We start from the raw sequence: 17068 nt of genomic DNA, 5'->3' as shown, positions 1-17068 counted from the left end.
TCTTCAACTGAGTGAACGAAGGGGGGAAAGAAAATGACAGTTGCAGCTAAAATGAAACAAACTGTGGCCGGGTTGAAAAGTGCGCAAGCCAGTTTGGAAACCTTCGCGCTGGAAACAGAAAATCAGCAGGCGAAGCAGCTCTTCCAGCAGATGGCTACGCAAACGCAATCGATTGTTGATGGGCTTGAACCTCGTCTGCAGGAGATTGAACAAGAGGAGCCTCAATACAAGCAATAACGTCATAGCGAGTGGTTGTCTGCGCCTGGATACAGAAACCGGGCGCAGCTCGACTCCCGCTGGCGGGCCAGCGTATGGAGGCTGATCTTACATATAGAACAAAAGGAGAGATGTGTATGAAGCATGTCCGAAATGGACTCGTTCTCTGTCTGTTGCTTGCCGGCTGCCAGTCTGTCGCCAATCCCCCTGATATTCAGCCTCTTTCCTTGGAAGACCAGGCTGTGATTGAGCAGCAGCAGGCCGATGAGGCTAAGCGAATTCTTTTGTCGATGGAAGAAATCGTCGAAGTAAAAGGGGTAAACGATGGAGAAGATAATATTTATCTTGCCCCGGAAGTAAAGCATTTCGACCGCTTTCGGCTAAAGGAAATTCGAAAGCAGAGTCATGATAGAGTGAAGAAGCGCTATCCAGAAGCAAATGTCCATGTTTCCACCGACAAAAAAATCTTTTTGGAGCTTGGCAGACTGGAGCAGGAATTAAAGGAGAAAAAGATAAGCGAAAAGCGGCTTACAGACGAGCTGACAAAACTGGAAGATAAGATGAAGGGGTAGGAAAGGAGGAAAACGATGTCTTCAAGTAAAAAGAAAAATGTCACACCGGCTCAGGATTCTTATCAACAGCTCGCGCAAAAGCATGAGATCAAACGTCCTGTTGTGAAAAACTGCATCCGGGCTTTCTTCGTAGGCGGGTTGATTTGCTTGTTTGGCCAGGGGCTTCAAGTGATGTATTATACGTTTTTCGATTTTACCGAGCGGACGGCCGGTAACCCGACAGTGGCGACGTTAATTTTTATCGCTGTCCTGCTGACCGGGTTCGGTGTATATGATCGCTTTGCTCAATTTTCAGGTGCCGGCACGGCCGTCCCTGTTACCGGCTTTGCCAATTCGATCGCGTCGGCGGCGATTGAGCACCGGACGGAAGGGTATGTGCTTGGCGTCGGCGGCAATATGTTTAAGCTTGCCGGTTCAGTCATCGTCTATGGAACGGTGGCAGCTTTTATTATCGGTCTGATCAAAACAATTCTCACCCAATGGGGAGGACTGTAAGATGCTGACAGGACATCAAACATGGCAATTTGAGCAGAAGCCGGTCATCACCTCGACGGGAACGGTTGGCGGACCATTTGAAGCGAACGGTCAGCTGGCACAGGATTTCGATTTGCTGCATGACGACTTGTGGCTCGGCCAGGATTCGTACGAAAAAGCGCAAAAGGTTTTGCTCGAAGAAGCGATTACGCGCTCGCTTGAAAAAGCGCAACTGCAAAATGGCGATATTCAATTTATGTTTGCCGGCGATTTAATCAATCAAATCACCCCGTCAAGCTTTGCCGGCCGCACACTCGCGATCCCTTATTTCGGCTTGTTCGGGGCTTGCTCCACCTCAATGGAAGGGCTGGCGTTAGCGGCTTTTATCGTCAATGGCGGGGGAGCGCATCATATTGTGGCAGCTGCTTCAAGCCATAATGCGGCGACGGAAAAGCAATTCCGTTATCCAACAGAATATGGCGGGCAAAAGCCGCCGACTGCCCAATGGACCGTAACGGCGGCAGGGGCGGCAGTTGTAGCGAAACAAGGAAACGGCCCGCAGATCACGTCGGCAACAATCGGCAAGGTGATCGATATGGGCTTGTCTGATCCCTTTAATATGGGAGGGGCGATGGCACCGGCTGCGGTCGATACAATTATTGCTCATTTTCGTGACCGCGGCCTGCCTGCAGATTATTACGATCTCGTCGCGACCGGCGATCTCGGCCGGATCGGGCGCTCAATCGCCTTGGAGATGCTGGAACTGAAAGGACTTCCGTTAAAGAGCGATGTCTTTCAAGACTGCGGGCTGATGATTTATCGGGACGGCCAGCCGGTTCAGGCCGGGGCAAGCGGTGCAGGGTGCTCTGCTGCCGTTACCTATGGTCATTTACTAAACCGAATGAAGCGGGGCGAAATAAAACGAATGTTGATCGTTGCTACTGGAGCATTGCTGTCGCCCCTTTCCTATCAACAGCAGGAAACGATTCCCTGCATTGCCCATGCGGTATCGATAGAGGCTGGAGGTGAGCAAGGATGATATTCGTGACCGCATTTATTGTCGGAGGATTGATTTGCGTCGTTGGGCAAATTCTGATGGATGTCATGAAGCTGACTCCGGCTCATACGATGAGCACGCTCGTCGTCGCCGGTGCTTTACTGGACGGTTTCGGCTTGTACGAACCGTTGATTGATTTTGCCGGAGCGGGAGCGACCGTGCCGATTACCAGCTTTGGTAATTCGCTCGTTCACGGGGCGATGGCTGAGGCGGAGCAAACAGGTTTGATCGGGATTATTACCGGTATTTTTGAAGTGACGAGTGCCGGGATTTCGGCGGCGATTATTTTCGGCTTTTTGGCATCGCTCGTCTTTAAACCGAAAGGATAGGAGGGAGAAAGGATGACAGTCGGAAGCCAGCTTCACGGCACGCTAGCATCATTGCGCTCCATCGAAGCGACATTATCAACATTGGCACAAAAAACAGAGGAACAAGAGGCGAGAGAAGCGTTTCATCAAGGAGCGCTAAAAACAAGAACGGTTATTCACGAGCTAGCGAAACGAGTGCATCAGGTGGAAAACGAAGAACCGCAGTACCAGCAAACATAAGAAAGGAGGAGTACGATGCCTGGATGGATTGAAGTCGCATTGCGAAGCATGATTGGACTGATTCTGTTGGTTGGCATATCACGACTGTTCGTCCGCAAGCCGCTTGGGGAGGCATCTCCATTGGAATTCGGGATGGTGGCGACGATCGCGATTGTGCTCGCACTTGGGTCAGTCCAGCTTGCCATTCCCCCTGCTTTTCTTTTCATCGCTCTGCTTATTTGGGCCGGAGGTGCGCTGCTCATCGGCCTGCTCAGTATGAAAAGCAAAGCGTTTCGTTCGATCATCTATGGAAAAGGGATTCCGTTAATGAAGGATGGAAAAATCCTCGAGGATAATATGAAGAAGCAGCATATTTCCGCGGACGAACTGTTAAGAAAGCTGCGCAGCAAGCAGGTTTTTCAGGTCGCCGATGTTGAATTTGCCGTACTCGAAGGAAACGGTGAATTAAATGTATTGGTGAAGAAAGACAAACAGCCGTTGACGGCAAAAGAGGTTAACAAGCAGGTCGCTCCGATCAAGGAGCCGGAAACGGTGATTATCGACGGAAAAATTTTGGATGAACCGTTAGCGACAAGAGGATTTAGCCGTGAATGGCTCGAACTGGAGTTGGAGAAAATGAACGCGATCGTCGAAAACGTCTTCCTGGCGCAAATTGACGAATACGGCCAAGTAACCATCGACTTATTTGATGATGTCATTCAAGTACCGAAGCCAAGCGAACTGCCGTTGCTTGAAGCCGGTCTGAAAAAGGTTCAGGCTGATCTTTCGCTATATGCGCTCGATACTGATAACAGCCAGGCGAAACAAATTTATTCATGGTGCGCGCAGCAGATGGATGAGGTTCATCAACGGGTTTCTCCTTTTGTAAAATAATTAATGCTGGATACGTTCGATTCGTTCGTCTCGCTCCGTATAGGCAAGATGCAGCTCTTTCGCTTGATTCATCGTGCAAAGAAAAACGGACTCGAGGCGAAACACGCCTTTCTTTTGCAGCTCCTGGCGTAGTTCTTCCTCGGTGATCTGGAGATCTTTTAGCACCTCCCCTTGCATGATGCCTTCAATAATTACCGGATAAGAGATCCTGTTTTTGGTCGTTTGCAACCCTAGATCATCCATCGTCGGACTTGTCCGTTCAGGCCGTTGCTTAACACTGATTTGCCCATTGGCTTCAATAATAGCAATATCAACATCTTCGATCGCGAAGATGTTCTTTTGTCTGAGCATTTGTAAAACATTGTCAATTGAATAGCGGATCGATTCAAGGTTTCCAAATATGATTTTGCCGTCCTTGATCACAACGGTCGGTTCAAAGGTGATCCACTTTCCGAATTTCCGTTTTTTGATCACAAGCCGGGCGACAATCTTTTGGAAAAATCCGATCGCGACAATTGCAAAAGCAGTATGAAGATGGCTGACGGTCGGATCAGCAATATCAGCTCCGGTAACGGAAGCAAGCGTAATAATAATCAGAAAATCAAAAATAGGAACCTCGCCGATTGAACGCTTTCCCATCAAAAGCGTAGTCGCTAAAAGCAAAGGAAGAATGGTTACGATTCTTCCGGAGATGAGAGCTAATTCCGTCAGCAGCGTCATCCTGATCTGCCTCCTTTCCGGTTTCGGACAATTGGTGTTTGGATTGTTATTCTTTCCCATTTTCATAAATTTACACCTCTTTGTCATAACACGGGTTGTCTCGCATAGACTTGGCTAATAAAGGGGTTGTCTCATAAATCGTACGAAGGAGCAATAAGGCAGCACGCTGCTCGCCTGTAAACGAGTAAACGAAAGCAGTGGCTTCCAGTGCTTCGCGGTCGTCCGGCAGAGGAAATCGCGCCTGGGCGACCTTTTTAAACAGGAACGTTCAGGTGCTGATGACATTGATAGATAGGACGGGGATGGGAATGGTGAAAAAATGGCTGCTGATTGTGTTATCGCTTATGATCATCATCACAGCAAGTCCAATAAACGGATCGGCTGAGACAAGGAATTTCTCGGTATCCGCCGAAGCGGCGATGTTAATGGAAGCAGAGTCGGGCCGGGTGCTATATGCGAAAAATGAGCATAGTCCGATGCGCATTGCCAGTATTACAAAGATTATGACCGCTTTACTGGCCATCGAATCCGGAAAAATGGATGAAATGGTCAAGGTTTCGACCAGGGCAGAGGGAACGGAGGGGTCTTCGATTTATTTGCAGGCAGGGGAGCAGATTAAACTCGAGGATCTCGTCTACGGGCTGATGCTGCGCAGCGGAAATGATGCGGCTGTGGCGATTGCCGAGCACGTCGCCGGCAGTCTTGAAGGCTTTGTGTATTTAATGAATGAGAAGGCAAGTCAATTAGGGATGACGAATACGAGCTTTCAAAATCCGCATGGGCTCGACGATCATGAGGATCACTATTCCACCGCCTATGATATGGCAGTTTTAACGCAGTACGCGATGGGAAACGAGCAGTATCGCACGATTTCGGGTACGAAGTCGTACCGTTCTGAAGGGGAAACGACACGGTTCTGGCGCAACAAAAACCGGCTGCTGACAGAGCTGTATTCGCGGTCGACCGGTGGAAAGACAGGTTTCACGAAGCGAGCAAGGCGGACGCTCGTTTCGACGGCAGAAAAGGATGGAATGGATTTGATCGCTGTCACGCTCGATGCGCCGAGCGATTGGCATGATCATATGAATCTGTTTAATTGGGCTTTTGACACCTATACGATCCAAACGTTAGTTGAGGAAGGGATTCAAACGAAAATTAAGGATGAATTTTATAAAGACCGGCTACTCGCGCCATATACATTTTCCTATCCGCTATCCGAAGAGGAGGAAGAACTAGTCAAAAAAGAAATCGTCGTCTATCGACCGCCGGCGAAGGAGCGTCAGGAGCAGTTCGTTCCGCCGGAGCCTGTCGGGAAAGTTGAATTGACGCTTGGAGAGGAACGAATCGGGCAGGTGCCGCTTTTCTATGACTCCCCGCCTGTCGAAGAGAAGAAAGGATTTTGGCGGAGTTTTTTCGAGCTGTTCTCGCTCATCATTGGGGTGAGAGCGAGTGATTAACAAAATATGGGTAGCTATGCTCGTCATCGGCATCGGCTTTGCCGCGGTCAATGGCAGAATGGCCGAAGTGAATGAGGCGATCTTTGCCGGCGCTAAAGATGCGGTGACGATTTGTTTAGGGCTAATCAGCATTCTTGTTTTTTGGCTCGGGTTAATGAAAATCGCCCAGGTCGCCGGGTTGCTCCGGACCCTCAGCCGGATCATGAGCCCGATTGCCAGCCGGCTTTTTCCGGAAGTGCCACGCGATCATCCGGCAATGGGCTATATTTTATCAAATATGACGGCGAATTTATTCGGCCTCGGCAATGCCGCGACGCCGATGGGAATTAAAGCGATGGAGCAGCTGAAGCTGTTGAACCAAAACCGGACAGAAGCAAGCCGCTCGATGATTACCTTACTGGCGATCAATACAGCAAGCATTACGCTCATTCCGACGACGGTCATTTCGATCCGAATGAGCTATGGCTCGGTCTCGCCGACTGAAATCGTCGGGACGACATTGCTGGCGACAACTTGCTCAACGATCGGAGCGATTCTGATTGATCGCTATTTTTACCATCGACGGATGAGGAGGCGGGCAAAATGAGCGGATCAATCACGACGATCTCCATCTGGTTCATTCCTGTGCTGATTGCGTTTATTTTAATGTATGCGACCTATAAGGAAGTGCCGACTTATGAAACGTTTGTGGAAGGCGCGAAAGAAGGCTTCGATTTGGCGATTTCGATCATTCCGTATCTCGTTGGCATGCTTGTCGCGATTTCCGTCTTCCGCGCTTCCGGGGCGATGGATGCGTTAATTGAAGCGGTCAAGCCTTTCCTGCAGGCTGTCGGTGTTCCGCCGGAAATAGTCCCGCTGGCGATGATCCGCCCGATTTCAGGGACAGGGGCTTTAGGAATGACGACTGATTTGATCGCCACCTATGGACCTGACTCCTTTATTGGCCGCCTCGCTTCCACGATGCAGGGCAGTACCGATACGACCCTTTATGTGCTGACTGTATATTTCGGCGCAGTCGGGATCAAAAAGATGGGAGATGCGCTGAAGGTTGGTCTCCTGGCCGATATTGTCGGCGTCGTCGCCTCCATTTTAATCGTCTCCTATGTATTTGCTTACTAGAGGCTGGATCAAAAAAAACACTACTATGAATGAAAACTAACGGAATCTCGTTCCTCTTGATAGCTTCTCCAAGGAGGGAGTCTAAGCTGGGCAGAGCCATCCTTGAACTTTGGCGATACGCTAGTTACCTTTTGTCCAGCCTTTACGCAACGTGCGGAGCCATTACAACCGGAATAAAATTTTTGGAGCCTTGGACAAACGGTGACAACAGCCTTTTGTCCAGGGCTCCTGTTCTTCGCTTGAGAATTCATGTTCGGAAGAGTATGATGGAACATGAGGTGAAAAAGAAATGGAACGGTTACAGAAGATCATTGCTCAGGCCGGCATTGCGTCACGCCGCAAAGCAGAACAACTGATTATGGAAGGAAAAGTAAAGGTAAATGGAGAGGTCGTGCGTGAGCTTGGTGTGAAAGCATCAGCGAATAAAGATCAAATTGAAGTCGAAGGCATCCCGATCGACCGGGAGGAGCCTGTTTATTTTTTGTTATATAAGCCAAGTGGTGTCATTTCAAGCGTAAAGGATGAGAAGGGGAGGAAAGTCGTAACTGATTTTCTGGAGGTCGAGCAACGGGTTTTTCCGGTAGGCCGCCTCGATTATGATACGTCCGGTCTTTTGCTTTTAACAAATGACGGGGAGTTTGCCAATTACCTTATGCATCCGAAATTTAAGATTGATAAGGTTTATGTGGCAAAAGTAAAGGGAATTCCATCGCGGGAGGCGTTGAAACGGCTGCAGCAGGGAATCCGGCTCGATGATGGGAAAACGGCTCCGGCTAAGGTTAAAATGATGTCGATTGATAAAAAGAAGCAGACAGCGATTGTCCGGATCACGATTCATGAAGGGCGTAATCGTCTGGTCCGCCGGATGTTTGAGGCGATTGGTCATCCGGTGATGAAGCTGAAGCGCGAGGAGTACGGCTTTCTTAATCTGCGCGGGATGAACCCGGGCGATGTGAGGCCGCTGAAGCCGATTGAGGTCAAGCATCTGCGCGAACTAGCTGTCACGAAACCGTCATAAAGGAAAATCCATTGCGAACATTTTCAACGTTATAATGGAATTAATCTAATCTGCATATCACCGTATAAGCCCACTTTGCATTCCGGGCGGGAAGCGGTTAAAGAGAATAGAGGCAGTAAGGAGGTTTGAGGATTGAAACGGAAAAGACTTGTGATGCGTACAAGCATTCTGGCCATTATTGCCATCGCCCTTGCTTATACGTTTTATTCGAATTTCTTTGCCGATCGCAGTGTCGCCAAAGCGGGCGAAGGCTCTGTTAATTTTGTGCTAACCGATTTGAATGGGGAACGGATTGAGCTCGAAGATTGGAAAGGAAAAGGTGTGTTTTTGAACTTCTGGGGTACATACTGTCCTCCTTGTGTGAAGGAAATGCCCGTGATGGAGGAGCTGTATAATGAGTATCGCGCGCAAGGCGTCGAGATTCTTGCCGTCAACGCTGCCGAACCGGAGCTGACAGTGCAGCGCTTCGTTGACCGCTATTCGCTCACATTTCCGATCGTAATTGATAAAGGCCGCAATGTGATTGATGCGTACGGGATTTCTCCATTACCAACAACGGTATTGATTGATGAGCATGGCACGATCGTGCATGTCCATCAAGGAGGAATGACGGAAGAAATGGTCAGAGAATTTATGGAGAGAATTAAACCGGCAACATAATTGAGGTGTGTAGAGTGAACAAAATAAAATGTGAATGTGGGCACGACAACCCTCATGGCACGCTCGTCTGTGAGTCCTGTGGCAAGCCGCTGCAGGAGGGCGAGGATCAAAAGACCCTGCTGAACATGCGCTATGAAGGGGTGGCCCGCCGCTCACAAACGTACACGACAACATTTATCGATAAGATATGGATGTTTTTTTCGTCTGTTAAGGTAGGGATCTGGATTATTGTCCTCCTGCTCGTAGCTTCCGCACTCGGAACGATTTATCCGCAGGAGATGTACATTCCGCCTACAGTCAATCCGGCCGAACACTATGCCGCTGAATATGGCATTACCGGGCAACTCTATTATCAGCTCGGCTTTCACAATTTATACGGCTCATGGTGGTATATGCTGCTTTTGGCGGCGCTCGGAATTTCGATTTTGATTGCCAGCCTTGACCGCTTTGTCCCGCTCTACCGGGCATTGAAAACACAGCGTGTGACAAGGCATCAAAGCTTTATGAAACGCCAGCGCGTTTTCGGGACGTCGAAGGTCGAAGATCCGGACGCGGCTTTTACGCAAGTGAAAGAAAAGCTGAAGGATAAGAAATACCGCGTGTCAGAGGAAAACGGCAACCTGGTAGCGGAAAAAAACCGTTTTGCCCGCTGGGGTCCCTACGTCAACCATATTGGTCTTATTATTTTTCTTATTGGCTGTATGCTCCGCTATTTTCCCGGGATGTATATTGACGATAATATGTGGATTCGCGAAGGTGACACGGTTGTCGTCCCGGGAACAGAAGGACGTTACCATGTGAAAAATGAACAGTTTATCATTGAGCTTTATGATGAAGATGATGAGATGTACTCAGAGGCGATCCAGCGTAACGGCGGCCCTGTTGTTAAAACGTATCAAACAGATGCGATTCTTTATGAGCAGGAGGATACCGGCGTTGTCGGGGAAGGCGAGCTTGTGCAGGTGGACGAGCATTATATCCGCGTGAATGAACCGCTGAGCTTTGATGATTTTTCATTGTATCAAGTCAGCTACCGGCTTAATGAATTAAGTACGATGAGCTTTACCCTTGAGAACAAGGAAACGGGGGAAACGTTCGGGCGGATGGATATTAACCTGCTCGATCCGGAGCCGGAATATGATCTTGGTGACGGGTATCGCGTCGTCGTAGGCCAATATTTTCCTGACTTCCATCTCGATGCGAACAATGAGCCGGCGACCCAATCAAGTGTACCGAACAATCCGGTGTTCATTTTTACGATGTACACACCTGATACACCTGAAGGGGAAACGAGCCTGGTCGGTATTAGACAGAATCTGGAGCCTCTCGGGGAAAACGAATATAAAATGACATTTGTTGATGTCGAGACGAAGCATGTAACGGGACTGACCGTCAGAAAGGATAAAACATTACCGTTCTTAATTGTCGGTGGGGCTATTTTCATGTTCGGCCTCGTCCAAGGCTCTTACTGGGCCCACCGCCGGATTTGGCTGCAACGGATTAATGGTGAAATCTGGATTGCCGGTCACACGAATAAAAACTATTTAGGATTGCGGAAGGATATTGACTATGTCATCGCCGACAGCGGGATCGCAACACCGGTAGATCAGCTGGAAGAGGCGGAAAATTCATCGCAAAACAGTAAACATGAATAAGGAATGAAAAAAAGGAAGCGTGGAAGAAACGTTTCACACTTCCTTTTAGGAGGGTTTCAAATGGCAGAATTGAGTGGGAATTTACTACAAATTGCCTTTTTCTTATATTTAGGCGCCACGATTACGTTTTCTGTTTCCGTAACCGGCCGAAAGTGGCGCAATCGTCAAGGTGAGATGAGTGGAAACAAATGGGGAGTGATCGGCTATATTTTTGCGATTCTCGGTTCCCTGTTTTCGATTGGCTATTTTCTGACACGCTGGTCAGTAGCGGGACACGCGCCGGTCAGTAATATGTACGAGTATATGACATTCTTTGGAATTGCGATCGGAATTGCCTTTGTCATTTTGTTTGCGATTTACCGCTCGAATTATTTAGGGATGTTTACGATGCCGATTGTGATGCTCATTATTGCGTATGCTTCGATGTTCCCTGGAGAAATTTCTCCACTGATTCCGGCATTGCAAAGTAATTGGCTGACGATTCATGTTATCACCGTCGCCTTGGGACAGGGCATTCTTACAATCGGGATGGCCGCCGGGCTGATTTACTTAATCCGGTCGATTGATTTTACGAAAACAAGTAAGCAGACGATCGCGATGGAGATCACGCTCTATGCGATGCTCAGTCTTGTCGGCTATATTTTGATCGGTTCGATCTTTAATGCAGCAGGGTACGAGGCATCCTTCAGCTATATTAACGAAAATGCCGAGGAAGCGACGATGGTCTATCCGATGCCGGCTTTTGTCGGTCCGAATGAAGGGACGCTACTGACGGAAGGTGCTTTGTCACCGGCCATTAACGCCCCGGCGATTATTCGGGCGAACGATTTGAACACGGTCATCTGGTCGATGCTGACCGGCTTGGTTTTATATTTCCTGCTTCGGTTGATTTTCCGCAAAAAGGTGGGGGCGATCCTACAGCCGTTGTTAAGACGCGTCAGCCTGCAGGCTGTTGACGAGATCAGCTATCGGGCCATTGCGATTGGCTTCCCGGTATTTACATTAGGCGGGCTCGTGTTTGCGATGATTTGGGCGCAATATGCGTGGACGAGATTCTGGGGCTGGGATCCTAAGGAAGTATGGGCGTTAATTACGTTCTTGTTCTATGCGGCTTATTTGCACTTGCGCTTATCAAAAGGCTGGCATGGAGAGCGTTCGGCTTGGTTGTGTGTGATCGGCTTCGGGATTATTATGTTCAATCTCGTTTTTGTCAACCTTGTCATTGCCGGCTTACACTCGTATGCATAATAGGTGAAGGAATAAAGTGAAGATGGGGATGTCTTAAAGGGGGTGTGGTTTCCCTTTTTGAGACATCCCCTAAGCAGCTTTCATTTTACCGGCTTTTGTTACGCTTTTTTCGCCGGGAGGACAATGGTACACTACTGTTAAACATAGCGAGGAGGAAAAGGTCAATGGAAAAAGAAGCACGGATTTTAGTTGTCGATGACGAAGATCGCATTAGACGCTTATTAAAAATGTATTTAGAAAGAGAAAATTATGAAATCGAAGAAGCCGAGAATGGCGAACAAGCGTTAGAGATGGCGTTAAATGAGGAATATGATTTGATTTTGCTCGATATTATGATGCCGGGCAAGGACGGGATCGAAGTCTGTCAGGAGCTGAGAAAGTCCAAGGCAACACCGGTCATGATGCTGACGGCAAAAGGCGAGGAAACGAACCGCGTACAAGGATTTGAAGTGGGGACAGACGATTATATCGTCAAACCGTTCAGTCCGCGCGAAGTCGTGCTGCGGGTCAAGGCGTTACTCCGCCGTTCTTCTTCGACAAAGTTCTTGCAAACGGATACGCAGACGAAGGATGTCCTCGTTTTTCAACATTTAACGATTGACAATGATGCGCACCGCGTCACCGTTTCCGGTGAAGAAATCAATTTGACCCCGAAGGAGTATGAGCTGCTTCATTATCTTGCTCAATCTCCGGATAAAGTGTTTTCGCGTGAGCAGCTGCTAAAGGATGTCTGGAATTATGATTTCTTCGGTGATTTACGAACGGTTGACACGCATATTAAGCGATTGCGGGAAAAGCTTAACAAAATTTCTCCTGAAGCCGCGGCTTTAATTTCGACGGTCTGGGGCATCGGCTATAAATTTGAGGCTGTGAAGGAGTAATGCTCTGGCGCAGTGTAGTTGGAAAGCTATGGCTGACGATTTTGTTTCTTGTTTCGGTCGTCCTGACGATTCTGATGGTTCTGCTGCTGCAATCGTTTGAGCAGTTTAATGTAAGTGAGGCAGAATCGCAGCTCGTCAACCATGCGAATATGATTGCTTCGATGTATGAAAGCTATGAATCAAAGGAAGATGCGTTGCAAAATATCTCGCAGTACGGCGCTGCTTTTCAATCCGATATTATCATTTTCGTTGAAGGAGAAAACGTATGGAGCAGTGATCAATTGCAGCGGGAGGCGCTTGACATCCTGTTTACCGATCAGGCGCTGTCCCAAGTATTTTCCGGGGAGAAAGTCGTCACGACAGAGGGCGATTTTCCTTTTTTAAGCGAAGGGGAAGAGAGCCATTCGGAAATCATGATTGTCGGTGTGCCGCTTCAGCCAACGGAGCTGGAAGACAGTGCGGTTTTTCTCTATCAGTCGCTGTCGGCGATTGAAGAGACATCCAATGAAACGAAGCAGATCATTTATTTTTCGGCCGGAATTGCCATTATTCTTACCACGATCTTTGCTTTCTTCTTGTCATCGCGGATTACCGCGCCGCTTCGGAAAATGAGACAGGTCGCACTTGAGGTCGCCGAAGGGAAATTCAAAACGAAGGTTCCGATTTTAACTCATGATGAAATTGGCCAGCTGGCGATTGCCTTTAACCGGATGGGGCGTGAATTGAACAATAATATTCACGCGTTAAATCAGGAAAAAGAACAGCTTTCGCGCATTTTGGTCAGCATGGCGGATGGCGTTATCACCTTAAATAAAAAAGGGGACGTCGTGCTGACAAATCCGCCTGCCGACCGTTTTATCCAATCCTGGTATTATGAACAGGGAATGGTGAATGAACAGGATAAGGCGCTGCCCGAAGCGTTGCAATCATTATTCCAGCGCGTCGTGGCGCTGGAGAAGGAACAGTTTATTGAGTATGAGATGCAAGGGCGGAGCTGGACGATCTTGATGACGCCGCTCTATGATGATCATGATATTCGCGGGGCGGTCGCCGTCTTTCGCGACATGACAGAGGAGCGCCGTCATGATAAGCTGCGTAAAGATTTTATTGCCAATGTCTCTCATGAGCTGCGCACGCCGATTTCAATGCTGCAAGGCTACAGTGAAGCGATCATTGACGATATCGCCGGTTCCGATGAGGAAAAGAAAGAAATTGCGAAAATAATTTATGAGGAATCGCTGCGGATGGGCCGGCTTGTCAATGAGCTGCTTGACTTGGCGCGGATGGAAGCGGGACATGTCGAGCTGAAGATTGAGCCGACCGAGGTGCAGCCGTTTGTCGAACGGATCGTCCGCAAGTTCCAGGGACTGGCCCGGGAGCAGGATGTTGTGCTGGAGTTGGAAACGGCCGATGTGACGACGATTATGTGCGATCCTGACCGGATTGAACAGGTGCTGACCAATCTGCTTCATAATGCGATCCGCCACACAGAAAAAGGCGGTAACGTCACCTTGATTGTCCGTCAGTTTGCGGAGGGATTAAAGGTCGATGTCCAAGACAATGGTTCAGGCATCCCGGAGGCCGATCTTCCTTACGTGTTTGAACGTTTCTATAAGGCGGATAAAGCAAGAACGAGAGGGCGGAGCGGCACAGGACTTGGTCTGGCGATCGCTAAAAACATTATCGAGGCCCATCAAGGCCAGATTTCGGTTCACAGCAAGGTGAATGAAGGGACGACATTCTCTTTCTTTATTCCGACGAAGGAGCAGAATGAATAAAGTGAAAGTAGGGGTGTGGCAAAGGAGAAAATAATCCTTTTGCCGCACCCTCTTTGTTCAGGCGCGCAACGCGCGAAGCCGTTATTCTTCTTCGAGTTACGAAAAAGGAAGGTTTTAATGGCCTCCTTATGGGAGAAGCTGCTGAAAAAGTACGATTTATACTTTTTTAGCAGCTCTTTCGTAATGAGCGTAGCCGTTGCCTGATTTGAAAAGCCTTGCTACGAGTGGGTTTCTCGAAGCAAGGCGCGCAACGCGCGGAGCCATTACTCTTCTTCGAGTTACGAAAAAGGAAGTTTTTCAGTGGCCTCCTTATGGGATGAGGTTTTCATAAATGGTGAGCCAGCGCTTTTTCGTAATGTCGTCTGTGAGAGAAAGATAGTGAAACAATGTCGACAAGCTTTTTCCATCCATGTTTTTCATGAAGGCCAGCATCAGCTGTTCATCATTTGTATGCTGCAGGAAGTGGACAAGTTCGTACCTCACTTCAATCAACTCCTTCTCATCTAGTCGAAAGCATTTTGGCACGGGCTGCTTTTGCGGCCTTCACCATGTTTGTCAGAGCGGCGACCGTTTCGGCTTCTGTGCGCGTTTTTAAGCCGCAGTCAGGATTGACCCAGAACAGCGATGGTGGGAGAACGGTGAGGGCGCGCTCAATCAGCGCCAGCATTTCGCCTACTTCGGGTATTTGCGGGCTGTGAATATCGTAGACGCCAAGGCCGATTCCTTTGTCATACACGTTATGTTCAAAAGCAGAAATTAATTCCGCATGGCTGCGCGATGTCTCAATCGAGATCACGTCAGCATCAAGCGCGTCGATCGCCTCGATGATGTCGGCGAAATCGCTGTAGCACATATGGGTATGAATTTGTGTCGTGTCGGCAATCGCCGATGTGCTTCGGCGGAACGCTTCGACCGCCCAGTGCAAGTAGTCATTCCGCTTCGCTTTTTTGAGCGGAAGCCCTTCGCGCAATGCCGGTTCATCGACCTGAATCATCGTAATACCGGCCTGCTCCAATGCCTGGACCTCTTGCAGCAGCGCCGCGGCAATTTGAAAAGCGACCTCCTGCTTCGGGATGTCATTTCGAACAAATGACCAGTTCAAAATCGTCACCGGACCTGTCAGCATTCCTTTCACCGGAGCAGAGGTGAGCGACTGCGCATAGACGGTTTCCTCGACAGTCATTGGTCCCATGTACGCGACATTGCCATAAATGATCGGCGGCTTGACGCAGCGTGATCCGTACGATTGCACCCAGCCGTTTTTAGAAAACGTAAATCCGGCAAGCTTCTCCCCGAAAAATTCAACCATATCATTGCGCTCGAACTCACCGTGAACGAATACGTCGAGGCCGATCTCTTCTTGAATCGCAATCCATTTTTGGATTTCGGCCTGAATCCGGGCCTGATAGTCGGCAGTTGAACATTCATTCTTTCGCCATTGGGCTCGGATGTTGCGAATTTCCTTTGTCTGCGGGAAACTGCCAATCGTCGTTGTCGGCAGCAGTGGCAGCTGCCATTTCTGTTGCTGCAGCTCATATCTCGTTTGAAAGGAGCTTGTTCGTTTCGCGCGGACGGCATCGGGCTCCTGCTTTTTACGCCAATCAGAGCGAATGAGCTCGTCGTAGCTTTGCTGGTGAGCTGCGAGTTTTTCCTTGCTCGCTGCCCCGCTGATAACGTCCTTTAACAAGGTCAGCTCGTCAAGCTTTTCATCGCAAAAGGCGAGGGAGGCCTTAATCGTTGGGTCAAGCTCTGTTTCTTGGCGGACGCTGACCGGGACGTGCAGCAAGCTTGACGAAGGCTGGATCATCTGGCGTTCGAATGGGATGATGTCGCTCAGCTGTTTGAGCAGGTCCACGCTTTTTTCGAGGTCGCTGCGCCAAATGTTGCGGCCGTCAATTACACCGGCGGCAAGAATTTTGTCCGCCGGAAAGCCGTACGCCTGAATCGCGGCTAAATTGGCTTCGAGGCCGTCGACGAAATCAAGGCCGAATCCGGCGACCGGAAGCGCGATCAGCTCTTGATAATGAGTGACAGCTTCAAAATACGATTGCAAAATGAGAGCAAGCTCCGGCACATGTTGCGTGATTTCCTTATAAGTCGCAGTAAAGAGCGCCATCTCTTCTTTTGTAATGTCGAGGACGAGAGCCGGCTCATCGATTTGAACGATTGTCGCCCCGGCTGCGGCCAGCTCCTGCAGCATTTGCTGATAAACAGGGATAAAGCGCTGCAGGAGAGAGGCGAACTGTTCCGGCTGATAGCCCTTAGCCAATGTGACAAACGTGAATGGGCCGAGAATGACCGGCTTCGTATGAAGGCCGAGCTCGCGCTTCGCCTCTAAAAAGTCACGAAGCGGCTTGTTATCAACGAGCTTTGGGGCGCACTGTTCCAATTCCGGTACGATGTAATGGTAGTTCGTATCAAACCATTTCGTCATTTCGCAAGCTTGTGCTCCTTTTTCGCCTCTCGCCATCGCAAAGTAAGTCGACAGCGGCACGGGTCCGCCGTCATAGGCGAATCTTTCTGGGACGAGGCCAAACATCGCCGCTGTATCGAGCACATGATCATAATAAGAAAAGTCGCCTGTCGGCACGAGGTCAATTCCTTTCTCGCTTTGCGCCTGTAAATGCTCGAGACGTCGGGTTTTCATTTGCGCATGAAATTCTTTTTTTGTAATTGTGTTCGCCCAGAAGGCTTCGAGCGTACGCTTCCATTCGCGGCTTTTTCCGATCCGCGGGTATCCTAAATTACTTGTTTTCATCAATCAAACCTCCTACATTCATCGTTCATACAAA

General features: G+C 49.1%; 19 protein-coding genes. 16 read left to right on the top strand and 3 right to left on the bottom strand.

Annotated elements, in window-relative coordinates; all coding sequences use genetic code 11:
• The first annotated feature begins 33 nt into the window (after positions 1-33).
• The 7 genes from M3202_RS06285 to M3202_RS06255 all read left to right on the top strand — a co-directional run bounded on the left by M3202_RS06285 (position 34) and on the right by M3202_RS06255 (position 3740).
• Positions 34-237: a DUF1657 domain-containing protein gene (locus M3202_RS06285; protein ID WP_251195625.1), complete on the top strand. Its 204-nt coding sequence runs from the start codon at positions 34-36 to the stop codon at positions 235-237.
• Positions 238-353: 116 nt separating this feature from the next.
• A complete protein-coding gene (locus M3202_RS06280) occupies positions 354-788 on the top strand; it encodes a hypothetical protein (protein ID WP_251195626.1) in 435 nt (144 codons plus the stop codon).
• A gap of 15 nt (positions 789-803) precedes the next feature.
• The gene (gene spoVAC, locus M3202_RS06275; RefSeq protein WP_251195627.1) at positions 804-1283 is read left to right on the top strand and encodes a stage V sporulation protein AC; all 480 of its coding nucleotides are present in this window, start codon (positions 804-806) and stop codon (positions 1281-1283) included.
• Between the two features lies 1 nt (position 1284).
• The gene (gene spoVAD / locus M3202_RS06270; protein WP_251222485.1) at positions 1285-2301 is read left to right on the top strand and encodes a stage V sporulation protein AD; all 1017 of its coding nucleotides are present in this window, start codon (positions 1285-1287) and stop codon (positions 2299-2301) included.
• Positions 2298-2648 (top strand): stage V sporulation protein AE, encoded by a 351-nt coding sequence (gene spoVAE, locus M3202_RS06265; RefSeq protein ID WP_251222484.1) that lies wholly within the window; start codon positions 2298-2300, stop codon positions 2646-2648. The genes spoVAD and spoVAE overlap by 4 nt, the downstream gene beginning before the upstream one ends.
• Positions 2649-2660: 12 nt before the next feature.
• Positions 2661-2867 (top strand): DUF1657 domain-containing protein, encoded by a 207-nt coding sequence (locus M3202_RS06260; RefSeq protein ID WP_251222483.1) that lies wholly within the window; start codon positions 2661-2663, stop codon positions 2865-2867.
• 15 nt (positions 2868-2882) lie between these two features.
• The gene (locus tag M3202_RS06255; protein ID WP_251222482.1) at positions 2883-3740 is read left to right on the top strand and encodes a DUF421 domain-containing protein; all 858 of its coding nucleotides are present in this window, start codon (positions 2883-2885) and stop codon (positions 3738-3740) included.
• Here M3202_RS06255 and M3202_RS06250 read toward each other — a convergent pair whose 3' ends face one another.
• Entirely contained in the window at positions 3741-4460 is a 720-nt protein-coding gene (locus M3202_RS06250; protein ID WP_251222481.1) for a DUF421 domain-containing protein, read from the bottom strand.
• 308 nt (positions 4461-4768) lie between these two features.
• Here M3202_RS06250 and M3202_RS06245 point away from each other — a divergent pair, with 308 nt between their 5' ends.
• The 9 genes from M3202_RS06245 to M3202_RS06205 all read left to right on the top strand — a co-directional run bounded on the left by M3202_RS06245 (position 4769) and on the right by M3202_RS06205 (position 14276).
• On the top strand, positions 4769-5917 hold the full coding sequence (locus tag M3202_RS06245; protein ID WP_285890270.1) for a D-alanyl-D-alanine carboxypeptidase family protein: 1149 nt from the start codon (positions 4769-4771) through the stop codon (positions 5915-5917).
• The gene (locus M3202_RS06240; RefSeq protein ID WP_251222480.1) at positions 5910-6503 is read left to right on the top strand and encodes a nucleoside recognition domain-containing protein; all 594 of its coding nucleotides are present in this window, start codon (positions 5910-5912) and stop codon (positions 6501-6503) included. Before M3202_RS06245 ends, M3202_RS06240 begins: the two co-directional genes overlap by 8 nt.
• A complete protein-coding gene (locus tag M3202_RS06235; RefSeq protein WP_251222479.1) occupies positions 6500-7036 on the top strand; it encodes a spore maturation protein in 537 nt (178 codons plus the stop codon). Before M3202_RS06240 ends, M3202_RS06235 begins: the two co-directional genes overlap by 4 nt.
• Before the next feature lie 289 nt (positions 7037-7325).
• Positions 7326-8054, top strand: a complete 729-nt coding sequence (locus M3202_RS06230; protein WP_251222478.1) for a pseudouridine synthase — start codon at positions 7326-7328, stop codon at positions 8052-8054.
• A 132-nt stretch (positions 8055-8186) separates the two neighbouring features.
• Positions 8187-8714, top strand: coding sequence for a thiol-disulfide oxidoreductase ResA (resA, locus tag M3202_RS06225; protein WP_285890228.1), 528 nt, complete (start codon positions 8187-8189; stop codon positions 8712-8714).
• A gap of 14 nt (positions 8715-8728) precedes the next feature.
• On the top strand, positions 8729-10369 hold the full coding sequence (gene resB, locus M3202_RS06220) for a cytochrome c biogenesis protein ResB (RefSeq protein ID WP_251222477.1): 1641 nt from the start codon (positions 8729-8731) through the stop codon (positions 10367-10369).
• A gap of 60 nt (positions 10370-10429) precedes the next feature.
• Positions 10430-11617: a c-type cytochrome biogenesis protein CcsB gene (gene ccsB, locus M3202_RS06215; protein WP_251222476.1), complete on the top strand. Its 1188-nt coding sequence runs from the start codon at positions 10430-10432 to the stop codon at positions 11615-11617.
• Between the two features lie 164 nt (positions 11618-11781).
• A complete protein-coding gene (locus M3202_RS06210; protein WP_251222475.1) occupies positions 11782-12498 on the top strand; it encodes a response regulator transcription factor in 717 nt (238 codons plus the stop codon).
• Positions 12498-14276 (top strand): ATP-binding protein, encoded by a 1779-nt coding sequence (locus M3202_RS06205; protein ID WP_251222474.1) that lies wholly within the window; start codon positions 12498-12500, stop codon positions 14274-14276. Before M3202_RS06210 ends, M3202_RS06205 begins: the two co-directional genes overlap by 1 nt.
• Before the next feature lie 309 nt (positions 14277-14585).
• On the opposite strand, the gene M3202_RS06200 is transcribed toward M3202_RS06205, so the two are convergent.
• The gene (locus M3202_RS06200; RefSeq protein WP_251222473.1) at positions 14586-14759 is read right to left on the bottom strand and encodes a hypothetical protein; all 174 of its coding nucleotides are present in this window, start codon (positions 14757-14759) and stop codon (positions 14586-14588) included.
• A gap of 16 nt (positions 14760-14775) precedes the next feature.
• The gene (gene metE, locus M3202_RS06195; protein WP_251222472.1) at positions 14776-17034 is read right to left on the bottom strand and encodes a 5-methyltetrahydropteroyltriglutamate--homocysteine S-methyltransferase; all 2259 of its coding nucleotides are present in this window, start codon (positions 17032-17034) and stop codon (positions 14776-14778) included.
• Positions 17035-17068: the final 34 nt, after the last annotated feature.

This window comes from Halalkalibacter oceani (assembly GCF_023715605.1).
GTDB lineage: Bacteria > Bacillota > Bacilli > Bacillales > Bacillaceae_D > Halalkalibacter > Halalkalibacter oceani.
This window is presented reverse-complemented; position numbering and strand designations above follow the sequence as displayed.